Annotated in this window: 11 protein-coding genes; 9 read left to right on the top strand and 2 right to left on the bottom strand. The window is 40.2% G+C overall.

Annotated elements, in window-relative coordinates:
* Positions 1-82: 82 nt before the first annotated feature.
* Both QM877_RS04465 and QM877_RS04460 read right to left on the bottom strand, forming a co-directional pair.
* Complete coding sequence (locus tag QM877_RS04465; RefSeq protein ID WP_414317722.1) at positions 83-4,420, bottom strand: G5 domain-containing protein; 4,338 nt, start codon at positions 4,418-4,420, stop codon at positions 83-85.
* A 269-nt stretch (positions 4,421-4,689) separates the two neighbouring features.
* Entirely contained in the window at positions 4,690-5,406 is a 717-nt protein-coding gene (locus QM877_RS04460; protein WP_414317721.1) for a GntR family transcriptional regulator, read from the bottom strand.
* A gap of 325 nt (positions 5,407-5,731) precedes the next feature.
* Between QM877_RS04460 and QM877_RS04455 the strand changes: the two genes are divergently transcribed.
* The 9 genes from QM877_RS04455 (at position 5,732) to QM877_RS04415 (ending at position 14,398) form a co-directional block, all read left to right on the top strand.
* Positions 5,732-7,519, top strand: coding sequence for a glycoside hydrolase family 35 protein (locus QM877_RS04455; RefSeq protein WP_414317720.1), 1,788 nt, complete (start codon positions 5,732-5,734; stop codon positions 7,517-7,519).
* Entirely contained in the window at positions 7,516-7,992 is a 477-nt protein-coding gene (locus QM877_RS04450) for a PTS system mannose/fructose/N-acetylgalactosamine-transporter subunit IIB (RefSeq protein WP_000156977.1), read from the top strand. The genes QM877_RS04455 and QM877_RS04450 overlap by 4 nt, the downstream gene beginning before the upstream one ends.
* 26 nt (positions 7,993-8,018) lie before the next feature.
* Entirely contained in the window at positions 8,019-8,924 is a 906-nt protein-coding gene (locus QM877_RS04445; RefSeq protein ID WP_075232293.1) for a PTS mannose/fructose/sorbose/N-acetylgalactosamine transporter subunit IIC, read from the top strand.
* Positions 8,911-9,732, top strand: coding sequence for a PTS system mannose/fructose/sorbose family transporter subunit IID (locus QM877_RS04440; protein ID WP_373094633.1), 822 nt, complete (start codon positions 8,911-8,913; stop codon positions 9,730-9,732). Before QM877_RS04445 ends, QM877_RS04440 begins: the two co-directional genes overlap by 14 nt.
* A 3-nt stretch (positions 9,733-9,735) precedes the next feature.
* Positions 9,736-10,140, top strand: a complete 405-nt coding sequence (locus QM877_RS04435) for a PTS sugar transporter subunit IIA (RefSeq protein WP_414317719.1) — start codon at positions 9,736-9,738, stop codon at positions 10,138-10,140.
* A 118-nt stretch (positions 10,141-10,258) separates the two neighbouring features.
* Positions 10,259-11,425 (top strand): SIS domain-containing protein, encoded by a 1,167-nt coding sequence (locus QM877_RS04430; RefSeq protein WP_414317718.1) that lies wholly within the window; start codon positions 10,259-10,261, stop codon positions 11,423-11,425.
* A 10-nt stretch (positions 11,426-11,435) separates the two neighbouring features.
* Entirely contained in the window at positions 11,436-12,431 is a 996-nt protein-coding gene (lacD, locus tag QM877_RS04425) for a tagatose-bisphosphate aldolase (protein WP_414317717.1), read from the top strand.
* Positions 12,432-12,577: 146 nt separating this feature from the next.
* A complete protein-coding gene (locus QM877_RS04420) occupies positions 12,578-13,615 on the top strand; it encodes an aldose epimerase family protein (protein ID WP_414317716.1) in 1,038 nt (345 codons plus the stop codon).
* A gap of 603 nt (positions 13,616-14,218) precedes the next feature.
* A complete protein-coding gene (locus QM877_RS04415; RefSeq protein ID WP_371607937.1) occupies positions 14,219-14,398 on the top strand; it encodes a glycosyltransferase in 180 nt (59 codons plus the stop codon).
* Positions 14,399-14,484: the final 86 nt, after the last annotated feature.

Here is a 14,484-nt window from a genome sequence, read left to right as displayed (position 1 = left end):
CACAAGTAAAACAGTACTTATATTCAACACAAAAAAGCGAGACTTAAGTCCCGCTTTTTATCTTATATCAAAAGATTCATCTTTAATCTTTTTTCTTGCTAAGTCCATAAGCTGTGAGAGCTGACATAAGACCAGTAGCAATCAACCATTCTGAACCTTGGCTTCCTGTCTCAGGAAGTTTATTTTCTTTTGCAACAGGAGCTGGACCCTGAGGAAGTGCTTTGTTTTCCTCAGCAGGAACAGTTGCTGGAGCTGGCTCGCTTGGGATTTCTAGTGTTGGTTTTTCTTCGGCGATAGCAGCTTGTCCATGTTCATCACCAACATGAGTGACAGGGTTCCCCACTTCAATCACTTGAGCAACAGGTTCTTGCGCTACGACACTTGTAACCAATGTTCTAACTTCAGTTCCGTCTGCAGCCGTAGTTACAGAATAGAAATGACTACGACGACCGTTTACACCTTCAGTCACGATACGAGATTGTCCTTTAGGTAATTGATTAGTTTCATGAGTGATGGTTGTAAATGGAATTTCTTCATTTTGGATGTCAACTCTTGGTTTGTTTTCAGCAATAGCAGCTTGCCCATGTTCATCACCAACATGAGTGACAGGGTTCCCCACTTCAATCACTTGAGCGACAGGTTCTTGCGCTACGACAGTTGTAACCAATGTTTTAACTTCAGTTCCGTCAGCAGCAGTAGTCACAGAGTAGAAATGGCTACGACGGCCGTTTACACCTTCAGTCACGATACGAGATTGTCCTTTAGGTAATTGATTAGTTTCACGAGTGATGGTTGTAAATGGAATTTCTTCATTTTGGATGTCAACTCTTGGTTTGTTTTCAGCAATAGTAGCTTGTCCTTTTTCATCACCAAGGTGAGTGACAGGTTTCCCCACCTCTACCACTTGGGTGATAGGTTCTAGGTTTACTTCACTGCTTATTAGAGTTTTAACTTCAGTTCCATCAGTAGCCGTAGTTACAGAATAGAAGTAGCTGCGACGACCGTTCACACCTGCAGTTACTAGACGAGTTTGTCCCTTAGGTAGCGAAGGAGTCTCGCGAGTGATGGTTGTAAATGGAATTTCTTCGTCCTCGATGACAACACGTGGTTTTGCATCTGCAACAGGAGCAACTCCTTCTTCGTCTCCTACGTGAGTGACTGGAGTTCCAACTTCTACCACTTGAGTGATAGGTTCTTTTGTGACTTTGTCTTCAAGAACTGTTTCGGTTTCCATACCATTTTCAGTCACGACAGAAAGGTAATTTGTACGTTCTCCTTTGACACCGACAGTGATGACTTTTTCTTGTCCTGCTGGGAGGTTAGGATTGTCTTTCTTAACGATTTCAAAAGGAATTTCTTCTGTCTTAACGAGAAGCTCTGGTCGGTTTTCAACAGCAGCAGGAGTTTCGCTTTCATCAAGACTTCCTGAGTGAGTTGCGGCTGGTTTAAGACCTAGTCTAGCTACTTTAAGATTAGCTACAAGTGCATCCAACTCAGCTTGTTTATTACGGTTAAGATTGTAGTTAAGAGCTTCTTTAGCAGCTTTGAGAGCATCGAGACTTTCTGTGCTATATCCTTCTAAGTTTTCAGGGATTTGAGCAAGTTCTTCGCGTAGTGCTTTGTAGTCAGCACGGAAGTAGTCTTTGTTGTGGTCTGCAAAGGCAGTCATGAGTTCAAAGATTTCTTCTTCCTTGTATTCAGCGCTTGGTCTATCAGCCCAGATAGCTAGCATACTACCAATAGTAGGTAGGTCAACTTCAGGGTATTTAGTTGAAGCTAGCTGGTTAAATGGAGTTTTTTCAGTATTTTCAATAGCTTTTTTGAGGAAGCCACCACCATCTTCTGGTTTTTGACCGAGAATGTAGTACCAATCTCCATTCGTGTTAAGGAATTTGTACCCCTTACTTGCTAGGTATTGAGGAGATGCAAGGTTGTAACCCCACCATCCTTTAGACCAGTAAGAGATGATAACGTCTTTATCAAACTCAACATCATCCTTGTCTTCGTAGTAGAAGCCGTCGTTAAAGGCCATTGGTTGAAGACCTTTTTCTTTAGCCATGGCAGCTAGGCTATTAGCATAATCCGCAAACTTACCATAGAGGCCATACCACTTGAGGTAGTACCAACCTTGAGCGTTGGTAGCATCATTGGCATACTCATCTGTACCATAGTTGAAGATCTTAGTTTTACCTGCAAAGAAATCCATGTACTTGCCGATAAGAGCTTTTGTAAAGTTCATTGCTTCTTCGTTTTCAAGGTCCATAGTTGTTTTTGAAACCTTGTCAAAATTAGCTTGAGGGTTTGCGATGCCTAATTTTTCCATAGCGACAAGCATAGCATCCATGTGTCCAGGACTGTTGATGGCAGGGATAATTCCAATGCCTCTATCTTTAGCATACTGGATAAGTTCAGTAATTTCAGCTTGGTTCAAAGTAGTTCCATTAGGATCGTCGTAGTAAGATTTTGTTCCTTCAATGATGGCATTTTTCACATCGTCACTAGCATAGGTCTTGCCATTTGCAGTGATAGTCATGTCATCCAGTAGGAAGCGAAGTCCATCATTTCCAAGGAGGAGATGGATGTCAGAGTAACCAAGTTCGCTAGCCTTGTCAACGATACGTTTCAGCTGGTCTAGTGTGAAGTATTTACGTCCAGCATCGATAGAGATAACCTTGTTCTTAGCTAGTTTTTCAACTTCGCGTTTAGCGTCCTCTTCTTTTTGAGCTTCTGGAGTGAAGGTCAAGTTGCTAACAGCTTCCTGGAGTTTTGCGATCGCTTGATCAATAGTATCTTGTTGAGCACGGCTGAGGTTGCCATCAAGAGAACGGATGGCTTTTTCAGCTTCTTTAACGGCTGCAATACTTTCTGCTGTGTAGCGAGTAAGGTCTGTTGGAACTTCTTTCAGAGCTTGTTCAGCAGACTCGTAGTCAGCAGCGAAATATTCAGCATTTGAATTTGCGAATTGGCGCATGAGCTTGAATAGACGAGATGGAGAGTAGCGGGCAGATGGAGTATCAGCCCAAGCAGCTACCATACCACCGATGATAGGAATATCAGCTCCTTCAGTTTTTGGAACTGAAGTAATTGGTGTGCTCTTAATACCATTCAAACCTTGATCAAGGTTGTACCAACCTTGTCCATCAGCATTACGGCCGAGAACGTAGTACCAAGCATCGTTAGTGTTGAGGATTTCGTGCCCTTTTTCAACTAGTAGTTTAGAAGAAGCGACATCGTAACCACCCCAGCCACCAGTCCACATAGACACGATGATATCTTTATCAAAGGTACCAAAACTTGTATCACTATTATAGTAGATACCGTCGTTGAAGGCCATTGGTTTAAGACCGTGAGATTTAACGATACGAGCTAGGTCATTAGCATAGGCGATGAATTTGTCATAGCCCTTGTCTGGGAATCCATCTTCTGGATACCATTTATAGGCTTGAAGAACGCTCCATCCTTTGGCATCAGTAGCATCATTAGCGTACTCATCCAAACCGATGTTGAAGATTTCAGACTTACCAGCAAAGTAGCCTGCATACTTATCAATTAAAGCTTTTGTGAAGGCAACAGCTTTTTCATTGTCAAGGTCAACAGTACGCGCTGATTCTTTACCAAAATAGTTAAAGTTAGGCTTTTCAATACCCAATTCTTTCATGGCATTGAGGATAGCATCCATGTGACCAGGACTGTTAACTGTTGGGATAAGGCCGATACCTTTATCTTTAGCATAGTTAATCAAGTCGGTCATTTGGCTTTCAGTTAGGTGATTACCATTTGGATCGTTGTAGTAGGCATTAGTTCCGTTTTCGACAGCACGTTTGACATCGTCACTGGCATAAGTCTTGTCACCAACAGTTAGAGACATATCGTCAAGCATAAAGCGCAAGCCATCATTTCCCACTAAAAGGTGAAGATCAGTATAGCCATAGTGTTTTGCCTTGTCGATAATTTCTTTTAGTTGGTCTGGAGAGAAATATTTACGCCCGGCATCAATAGAAACGATTTTCTTTTTAGCCAGTTTTTCATTGACTTGAGCTGCTCGCTCTGTAGCGACTACAGGAGCTTCAGCCTTAGAAACTTTTTTGTCTTCTTCCTTAGCTTCTTCAGCAACTTCTGGCTTAGCTGGAGCTTCCTCAGTTGAAACGTGTCCTTCTACAGATGGAGCGCTTTCGATTTTTGGAGCTTCTGTGTTAGTTACAGGAGTTGCTGTTTCTGTTGCAGGATCTTCCGCAAGCTTTTCCTCACTAGCCTGTGGAGACGTCTCTCCTGCGGCTTGAAGAGTAGGTTGATTCTCTGTTGCTGGAACGACTCCATCAGCAGCAACTGCCTGAGCATGAAAGGCAAAGCCGATCAATACAGAAGCTGCTCCGATTGCGTATTTACGAATAGAGAAACGCTGTTTGTTTTCTGGTTTCATTAAGTAACCTCCCTGTTATTTTTGGTAGCGTTTTCACAAAACTAAATCCATTGTATTATCTGAATCTAGTAAAGTCAAGCTTTTTAGGAAAATAACTATAAAAAATATAAGAAGTACTTAAATTAGAGTCATTTTAGTTTTTAACTCTTTTTAGTAAAATTACTCCAAATTATAGTTTAAACTTGTTAGGTAATTTTTCGTGAGAAATCTCAGCTAGCATAAAAATAGAAAAGTCCGAGACCAAATGTCTCAGACTTACTTTTTAATGTTTAGTGATCACGATCACATGAGATAAATTTAATCTTATAGAAATCAGAACGTTTGTAAGTTTCAATGTATTCCAACACTTGGCCAGTTGACTCAAGTTTAGTTGTCTTGGTTTGGAGAACAGTTGGGAACTGAGAGTCGACTCCTAGGATAGAAGCAGCATGTTCTGGAGTTGGAAATACAATTTCATTGATTTCTTCAAAATGCTCGTCATTCATGTGAATGTGGTAGTCCAATTTGAAACGATTATAGATAGAACTATAGTATTCAAGATTTGGATAGTTTGCATTGATGTATTGTTCAGGGATATAAGATGTGTGGTAGATATAAGTAACACCGTTAGATTCACGGATACGTTCGATTTTGTAATAAAATTGATCGCCACGCAATCCTAATTTTTCTAAGTAGTTAAGATCGTTACCGCGTTCAATGGAAAGAACAGTGACTTTATCGTCCTTGGTTTCAAAAATTTCTACATCAGAAAATTCTACGAGTTTGTGCTTGCGAGCGCGAGCCACAAAGGTTCCCTTTCCTTGTTGGCGGACAATATAACCGTCTTTAGCAAGGTCGTTTAAGGCGCGAACAACAGTGATTGAACTTACGTCATACATTGCAATCAATTCTGCTTCAGTGTAGAACTTGTCGCCACTTGCAAATTGACCTGAAATGATTTTGTTTTTCAATTCATCTTTGATATATTGATACTTTGGAATTGCCATATTTTCACCTCATTTTTTCCTTCTCCATCTTTGATTTTATCATAAATGGTTTGAAAATGATAGTAAATAATGTAAAAAAATAAAATAATATTCTAAGTGATTGACTTACATATTATTTGAGGTTATAAACTTATATATTTATGCTATCTGGATCGAGAATATTTAAGAAAAAAATTTTTTTACAAGAATTTTAGAAAACAATTCAGTAAAAAAAAGAAAAATTTTAAATAATTTTCGAAAAATCTATTGACAAGATGGATTCATTAGTTTATCATTTAATATAACAACAAATGAAAGCGCAAACGGAAAAGTATGGGGTGGTAAAATGACAAGGTTTAAAATTGAGGATGATTTTTACCTAGATGGGAAACCATTCAAAATTTTATCTGGTGCCATTCATTATTTTAGAATTCCTGAAGAAGACTGGTATCATTCATTGTACAATCTCAAGGCTTTAGGTTTTAACACTGTTGAAACCTACGTCGCTTGGAATTTGCATGAGCCAACTGAAGGAAACTTCAATTTTGAAGGCAATCTTAATATTGACAAATTTCTTCAGACAGCTCAGGATTTAGGCTTGTATGCTATTGTTCGACCATCTCCCTTTATCTGTGCAGAGTGGGAATTCGGTGGTTTACCAGCATGGCTTTTAAATAAAGACATGCGAATCCGTTCCTCTGATCCAGCCTTTATAGAAATGGTAGGACGCTACTATGATCATTTACTTCCACGTCTTGTTCCAAGATTGTTGGATAATGGTGGTAACATCCTCATGATGCAGGTTGAAAATGAGTACGGTTCATACGGTGAGGACAAAACCTACTTGCGTGAGATTCGCCGATTGATGGAAGAACGTTCAGTGACTTGTCCGCTCTTTACATCTGATGGTCCATGGCGAGCAACTTTGAAAGCTGGTACCTTGATTGAAGATGATCTCTTTGTGACAGGGAACTTTGGTTCAAAAGCAAACTTTAACTTCTCGCAAATGCAAGAGTTCTTTGATGAGTATGGAAAGAAATGGCCACTCATGTGTATGGAATTCTGGGATGGATGGTTTAACCGATGGAAAGAACCAGTCATTACGCGTGAGCCAGAGGAGTTAGCAGAAGCCGTACATGAGGTACTAGAGCAAGGCTCTATCAACCTTTACATGTTCCACGGTGGAACCAACTTTGGTTTTATGAATGGTTGTTCAGCTCGAGGAACCATTGATTTACCACAAGTAACATCTTATGATTATGACGCTCTCCTTAATGAAGCTGGGAATCCAACTGCTAAATACATGGCAGTTAAGGAAATGATGGCAACTTACTATCCTGAGTATCCACAATTAGAACCGCTTTACAAAGAGAGTATGGAAGTTGAAAACATTCCACTGGTTGAGAAAGTTTCTCTGTTCGAAACCTTGGATAGCCTAACAAGTCCAACTAAAAGTCTCTATCCTAAGAAAATGGAAGAGTTGGGACAAAGTTACGGTTATCTACTCTATCGTACAGAATCTAGTTGGGATGCAGAAGAAGAACGTATCCGTATCATTGACGGTCGAGACAGAGCTCAGCTATTTGTAGATGGTAAATGGGTTGCAACTCAGTACCAGACAGAAATTGGTGAGGACATCTTCTATCAAGGAGAAAAGAAAGCGCTCTCTCGATTTGATATCTTGGTAGAAAATATGGGGCGTGTCAATTACGGGCATAAGTTCCTAGCAGATACACAACGAAAAGGGATTCGTACAGGTGTCTGCAAAGACCTACACTTCATGCTGAACTGGGAACACTATCCGCTTCCACTAGATAATCCTGAAAAGATTGATTTCTCAAAAGGATGGACAGAAGGACAACCTGTCTTTTACGCCTATGACTTTGAAGTTGAGGCTCCAAAGGACACCTACTTAGACTTATCTGAGTTTGGTAAAGGGATTGCCTATGTCAATGGCCATCATCTAGGTCGTTTCTGGAATGTTGGTCCAACCTTATCGCTTTATATTCCGCACAGCTATCTCAAGGAAGGTGCTAACCGCATCATTATCTTTGAAACTGAAGGGGATTATAAAGATCACATACATTTAACTCGTAAACCTACACTAAAACATATAAAGGGGGAAAATTTATGACAATTGTAGGATGCCGTATTGATGGACGTTTGATCCACGGACAAGTAGCAAACCTTTGGTCTGCTAAACTGAATGTTTCACGTATCATGGTCGTTGACAATGAAGTTGTTAATAACGACGTTGAAAAGAGCGGATTGAAACTTGCAACACCACCAGGTGTAAAACTTAGTATTTTGCCAGTTGAAAAAGCTGCAGCCAATATCCTTGCTGGAAAATATGATAGCCAACGTTTGTTTATCGTTGCTCGTAAACCAGACCGCTTCCTTGGATTAGTGGAAGCAGGGGTACCGCTTGAAGCAGTCAATGTCGGTAATATGTCTCAAACACCAGAAACTCGTTCTATCACACGTTCAATCAACGTTGTAGATAAAGACGTAGAAGATTTCCACAAATTGGCGGAAAAAGGTGTTAAACTTACTGCTCAAATGGTTCCAAATGATCCAGTTTCAGACTTTTTGAGCTTATTAAAATAGGAAAAAATTTTTAGGAGGTCATTGTTATGATACAATGGTGGCAAATTTTACTTCTCACTCTGTACTCAGCTTATCAAATCTGTGATGAGTTGACGATCGTTTCTTCTGCAGGTTCCCCTGTATTCGCTGGTTTCATTACTGGTTTGATCATGGGAGATTTGACAACTGGTTTGTTTATCGGTGGTAGCTTGCAGTTGTTTGTCCTTGGGGTAGGTACCTTCGGTGGTGCTTCTCGTATCGACGCAACTTCTGGTGCGGTTCTTGCGACAGCTTTCTCAGTTTCACAAGGTATCGAAACAGATCTTGCGATCACTACAATCGCTGTACCAGTAGCGGCACTTTTGACTTACTTCGACGTACTTGGTCGTATGACTACTACATTCTTCGCACACCGTATTGATGCTGCGATTGAACGCTTTGACTATAAAGCAATCGAACGTAACTACCTTCTTGGTGCGCTTCCATGGGCTGCTTCTCGTGCCCTTCCAGTATTCTTCGCCCTTGCTTTTGGTGGAGAATTCGTACAAGCAGTTGTAAACCTTGTTAAAGAATTCCAATGGGTTGCAGACGGTTTGACTCTTGCAGGTCGTATGCTTCCAGGTCTTGGATTCGCTATCTTGCTTCGTTACCTTCCAGTTAAACGTAACCTTCACTACCTTGCTATGGGATTCGGTTTGACAGCTATGTTGACTGTTCTTTACTCATACGTAACAGGTCTTGGTGGAGCAGTTGCTGGTATCATTGGCACTCTTCCTGCTGACGTTGCTGAAAAAATTGGCTTTGCCAACAACTTCAAAGGATTGTCTATGATCGGTATCTCTATCGTAGGTATCTTCCTTGCGGTTGTTCACTTCAAGAACAGCCAAAAAGTTGCTGTAGCAGCACCTTCTACACCATCAGAAAGTGGGGAAATTGAAGATGACGAATTCTAATTACAAATTAACAAAAGAAGATTTTAATCAAATTAACAAACGTAGCTTGTTCACTTTCCAATTGGGATGGAACTACGAGCGTATGCAAGCATCAGGTTACCTTTACATGATCTTGCCACAATTGCGTAAAATGTATGGAGATGGAACTCCTGAGTTGAAAGAAATGATGAAAGTTCATACTCAATTCTTCAACACTTCACCATTCTTCCATACAATCATCGCTGGTTTTGACCTTGCTATGGAAGAAAAAGATGGCGTTGACTCAAAAGATGCGGTTAACGGTATCAAGACAGGTTTGATGGGACCATTCGCTCCTCTTGGAGATACTATCTTTGGTTCACTTGTACCTGCTATCATGGGATCTATCGCTGCAACAATGGCTATCGCTGGTCAACCTTGGGGTATCTTCCTTTGGATCGCAGTTGCAGTAGCGTATGACATCTTCCGTTGGAAACAATTGGAATTTGCATACAAAGAAGGGGTTAACCTTATCAACAACATGCAAAGCACTTTGACAGCTTTGATTGAAGCTGCATCTGTACTTGGTGTGTTCATGATGGGTGCTCTTGTAGCAACAATGATCAACTTTGAAATTTCATACAAATTGCCAATCGGTGAGAAAATGATTGACTTCCAAGATATCTTGAACTCAATCTTCCCACGCTTGCTTCCAGCAATCTTCACAGCATTCATCTTCTGGTTGCTTGGTAAGAAAGGTATGAACTCAACTAAAGCAATCGGTATCATCATTGCTCTTGCTGTTGGACTTTCATTCATCGGTAAATTCTTACTTGGAATGGGCGCATAATTTATGAGTAAATCATTGATTTTAGTGAGCCATGGACGTTTTTGTGAAGAACTTAAAGGTAGCACAGAAATGATTATGGGTCCACAAGAAAATATTCATGCAGTTGCTCTTCTTCCAGAAGATGGACCAGAAGATTTCACTGCGAAATTTGAAGCTGCTGTCGAAGGTTTGGATGATTTCCTAGTCTTTGCTGACCTCCTTGGTGGAACACCATGTAATGTGGTGAGCCGTCTGATTATGGAAGGTCGTGACATTGAACTTTATGCAGGAATGAATCTTCCAATGGTTATTGAGTTTATCAATGCGAGCCTAACCGGCGCTGATGCAGATTATAAGAGTCGTGCTTCAGAAAGCATTGTCAAAGTTAATGATTTATTGGCAAGCTTCGATGACGATGAAGATGAATAAGGTGTAATAACAGAAATACTGTTAGAACATATTTCATAGAATATAAATGGGAATGGGGCTTACTCCCATTCCCATATTTTAAATAAAAAACAATATAATAATAGATTAGAGGAACTCAATGCTAGATTATACAAAAGAAGAATTGCTTGAGTTGGGGGCAGAAATCACAACTCGCGAAATTTACCAACAACCAGACGTTTGGAAAGAAGCTTTTGAAGCTTATCAAGCACGACGTGATGAAATTGCAGCCTTTTTACAAGGAATTGCTGACAAACATGACTACATCAAGGTTATCCTGACTGGTGCTGGAACTTCTGCTTATGTAGGTGATACTCTCGTTCCTTACTTCAAGGAAGTTTATGATGAACGTAAATGGAACTTTAATGCTATCGCGACAACTGATATCGTAGCAAACCCACAAACTTATTTGAAAAAAGATGTGGCGACTGTTTTGGTATCATTCGCACGCAGCGGGAACTCACCTGAGAGTGTGGCAACAGTTGACTTGGCCAAGGCCTTGGTTGATGAACTTTATCAAGTGACTATCACATGTGCGGCTGAAGGGAAATTGGCTCTCCAAGCGCATGGTGATGACCGCAACCTCTTGTTGCTACAACCAGCTGCTTCTAACGATGCTGGATTTGCGATGACTTCAAGCTTCACTTCAATGATGTTGACCGCACTTTTGGTTTTTGATCCGACAGACTTTGCAGTTAAATCTGAGCGTTTTGAAGTATTGGCAAGCCTAGCACGTAAAGTTTTAGATAATGCGGCTGATGTCAAAGAATTGGTAGACTTAGAGTTTAATCGTGTTATCTACTTAGGTGCAGGTCCATTCTTTGGTCTGTCTCATGAAGCACAGCTTAAAATTTTGGAATTGACTGCTGGTCAAGTCGCGACTATGTATGAAAGCCCAGTTGGTTTCCGTCACGGTCCAAAATCTCTTATCAACGAAGATACTGTCGTTTTGGTATTTGGTACGACAACAGACTATACTCGTAAGTACGACTTGGACTTGGTTCGTGAAGTTGCAGGCGACCAAATTGCTCGACGCGTTGTTCTCTTGAGTGACCAAGCCTTTGGACTTGAAAATGTTAAGGAAGTAGCACTTGGATGCGGTGGGGTTCTGAATGATGTTTACCGTGTCTTCCCTTACATCGTTTATGGTCAGTTATTTGCTCTCTTGACTTCACTTAAAGTTGGTAACAGACCAGATACACCATCACCTACAGGTACAGTTAACCGTGTTGTTCAAGGTGTCATTATTCACGAATTTGAAAAATAAGGAAGAATCTATGAGTAAATTAACATTAAGCCCAAATAAACGTGCATGTTTGGAAAAACTCTCTGATGAGAATGGTATCATCTCAGCTCTTGCTTTTGACCAACGTGGTGCTTTGAAACGCCTTATGGCTCAATACCAGACAGAAGAGCCTACAGTAGCTCAAATGGAAGAACTTAAAGTCTTGGTAGCGGATGAATTGACTAAATACGCTTCATCAATGCTTCTTGACCCTGAGTATGGACTTCCTGCTACAAAAGCACTTGCTCCAAATGCAGGTCTTCTCCTTGCTTATGAAAAAACAGGCTACGATACAACAAGCACAAAACGTTTGCCAGACTGCTTGGATGTTTGGTCTGCAAAACGCATTAAAGAACAAGGTGCAGATGCTGTTAAGTTCTTGCTTTACTACGACGTAGATAGCTCTGACGAACTTAACCAACAAAAACAAGCCTACATTGAACGTATTGGTTCTGAGTGTGTGGCAGAAGATATTCCATTCTTCCTCGAAATCTTGGCTTACGATGAAAAAATTGCTGATGCAGGTTCTGCAGAATACGCTAAAGTGAAACCACACAAGGTTATTGGTGCGATGAAGGTCTTCTCCGACCCACGTTTCAACATCGATGTTTTGAAAGTGGAAGTTCCAGTCAATGTGAAATACGTTGAAGGTTTTGGTGATGGAGAAATCGTTCATACACGTGAAGAGGCAGCAGCATTCTTCAAAGCACAAGACGAAGCAACTAACCTTCCTTACATTTACTTGAGTGCAGGTGTATCCGCTAAGCTCTTCCAAGAAACTCTTGTATTTGCCCACGAATCAGGTGCAAATTTCAACGGAGTTCTTTGTGGACGTGCAACATGGGCTGGATCAGTTGAAGCTTACATCAAAGATGGTGAAGCAGCAGCCCGCGAATGGCTTCGTACAACTGGATTTGAAAACATTGATGAACTTAATAAGGTTCTTCAAACAACAGCTACTTCATGGACTGAACGTGTAGAAGCATAGAACAGGAATAGAAGGAACTACTTTTGTTAAGAAAATATTTATGGTTTCTTGACAAAGGTGTCTGTAAATCATACAATAAAACCATAGAACGTGAATGCGCTTTCTATGGTTTGTTTACTTAATTGAAATAGAAAAAGGAGAGAAGGATGAAAGCATACACAGAACGTGTATTTGGGAAAGTTGATGGCAAGGATATCCTCGCTTACCGTTTTGAAACGGAGGCAGGCTACCAACTGGAAATTATGACCTATGGAGCCACAATTCTACGCTATGTAACTCCAGATAAGGCTGGCAATTTTGCCAATGTTATCCTAGGTTTTGACGATTTCGAAAGCTATGTGGGAAATAGCCCTAAACATGGAGCAAGTGTAGGTCCGGTAGCAGGTCGTATCGCAGGTGCGACATTTGAACTCAATGGGAAGACCTATGAACTAGAAGTCAACAATGCTAGCAACTGTAACCACAGTGGCTCAACTGGTTGGGATTCTAGCTTGTTTGAGCTAGTTGAGGTGAGTGACCATGGCTTGACTCTTTACACAGAAAGAGCAGACGCGACTGGAGGTTTCCCTGGAAATCTCAAGATCTGGATTAGCTACAACTTGGAAGAAAGTGGTGCCTACGAGGTTAGTTACAAGGTAACGACAGACCAGGATACCTTGGTCAATCCAACCAACCATAGCTACTTTAACTTGTCAGGTGATTTCACTCAGACAGTTGACCGCCATGTCTTCCAACTGAATACAGAGGGTATTTATCCAATTGCTCCTGATGGTGTTCCAGATAAAACCCCAGATGCTAATCGTGATGTGGTCAAGCATATCTACAATGGTGCTTTGTTGAAAGATATCTTTGCAGAAGAAGATGAGCAAATCCAACTCGTATCTGGTTTGGACCATCCATTTGCTCTTCCTGCAGGACATGACAATGCTGGATTCCTCTATGACCAAGGTTCAGGTCGCTTCTTGCTCTTCAAGACTGAGGCTCCTTGCTTTGTGGTCTACACAGCAAACTTTGTGGATGAGAGTGTCATCATCGCAGGTCAGCCAATGATTCAGCACAATGGAATTGCTCTTGAGGCGCAAGCTTTACCAGATGCTATTCATAGTGATCTTAAAGATCAAGTCATTCTTAAATCAGGTGAAACTTTCACCAGCAAAACTCGTTATGAGCTTGTTGTGAAATAATGATTGTTTTCTGAGTAAACCTAGACTTTAACCGTTAGTTATTTACTAGCTGTTAGAATCTAGGTTTTTTGATTTTTGAAAAATAAGGAAATAATCTAAAGTTTAGAAGATAATTCTATATATCAAATATTCTTACTGAATAAAGATGATTGACTTATATTGATAGTTGAATGCTACAATAATATCTAATAGATATATTTATATGATAGCTCTTTTGCTAAAAATAAGGTATAATTAAAATGGAATAAATCTAGGCTTTTGACTAAAAAATACTAGATTTTTATAAAGATTTTTGGAAAAAAATTCTCTATAGAAGACTCGTGTTCTTGGTCGAAGTTATAAGGGGAAGATTAGCAATGGTATCAGTATCTGGAAAATTCTGTATATTTTCACATAAAAATAAGCAACATCAGCGCTTTTTTCAACTGTTACCCGATGGTCAAATCAAGGATATTGGTGGAACCGGTCAGAGGAGTTGACTACTGAGAGGCTGGATAAAATCATGAGTAAAGATATTTCAGCTTTCATCAAAGAATTTTTCCGCAAACTAGAGAAAGCTAGTAGTGAATTGGGAATCCTACTGAAGAACCGTTTTTCCTAACTTTGGAAAAGTATAAAGAGAAATATAAAAATGACAGAAAAATTAGTATAATTGTATCAGTTTACAACGTTGAAAACTACTTACGACAATGTCTAGATAGTATTCTCAATCAAACCTATCAAGATCTAGGGAAAAACTGTGCTGCCCTTAGATATTGTAGCCCATCAAGCAGAACTCTTTGATAAAGTAATCGCCCATGAAGAACTTCAAAAATGGTAGATGAAATTCGACAGATTTTATTAGTCAATAGAGAAGATAATAAACGTTA

Source organism: Streptococcus infantis (genome assembly GCF_047463655.1).
In the GTDB taxonomy this organism is placed as follows: Bacteria; Bacillota; Bacilli; order Lactobacillales; family Streptococcaceae; genus Streptococcus; species Streptococcus infantis_Z.
The sequence above is the reverse complement of the archived record's forward strand: the minus strand, read 5'-3'. Positions and strand labels throughout refer to the sequence as shown.

Coding starts and splice junctions, on each gene's coding strand:
- QM877_RS04445 (WP_075232293.1), top strand. CDS start 8,019: ATGATACAATGGTGGCAAATTTTACTTCTCACTCTGTACTCAGCTTAT.
- QM877_RS04455 (WP_414317720.1), top strand. CDS start 5,732: ATGACAAGGTTTAAAATTGAGGATGATTTTTACCTAGATGGGAAACCA.
- QM877_RS04460 (WP_414317721.1), bottom strand. CDS start 5,406: ATGGCAATTCCAAAGTATCAATATATCAAAGATGAATTGAAAAACAAA.
- QM877_RS04450 (WP_000156977.1), top strand. CDS start 7,516: ATGACAATTGTAGGATGCCGTATTGATGGACGTTTGATCCACGGACAA.
- QM877_RS04420 (WP_414317716.1), top strand. CDS start 12,578: ATGAAAGCATACACAGAACGTGTATTTGGGAAAGTTGATGGCAAGGAT.
- QM877_RS04440 (WP_373094633.1), top strand. CDS start 8,911: ATGACGAATTCTAATTACAAATTAACAAAAGAAGATTTTAATCAAATT.
- QM877_RS04430 (WP_414317718.1), top strand. CDS start 10,259: ATGCTAGATTATACAAAAGAAGAATTGCTTGAGTTGGGGGCAGAAATC.
- QM877_RS04465 (WP_414317722.1), bottom strand. CDS start 4,420: ATGAAACCAGAAAACAAACAGCGTTTCTCTATTCGTAAATACGCAATC.
- QM877_RS04435 (WP_414317719.1), top strand. CDS start 9,736: ATGAGTAAATCATTGATTTTAGTGAGCCATGGACGTTTTTGTGAAGAA.
- lacD (WP_414317717.1), top strand. CDS start 11,436: ATGAGTAAATTAACATTAAGCCCAAATAAACGTGCATGTTTGGAAAAA.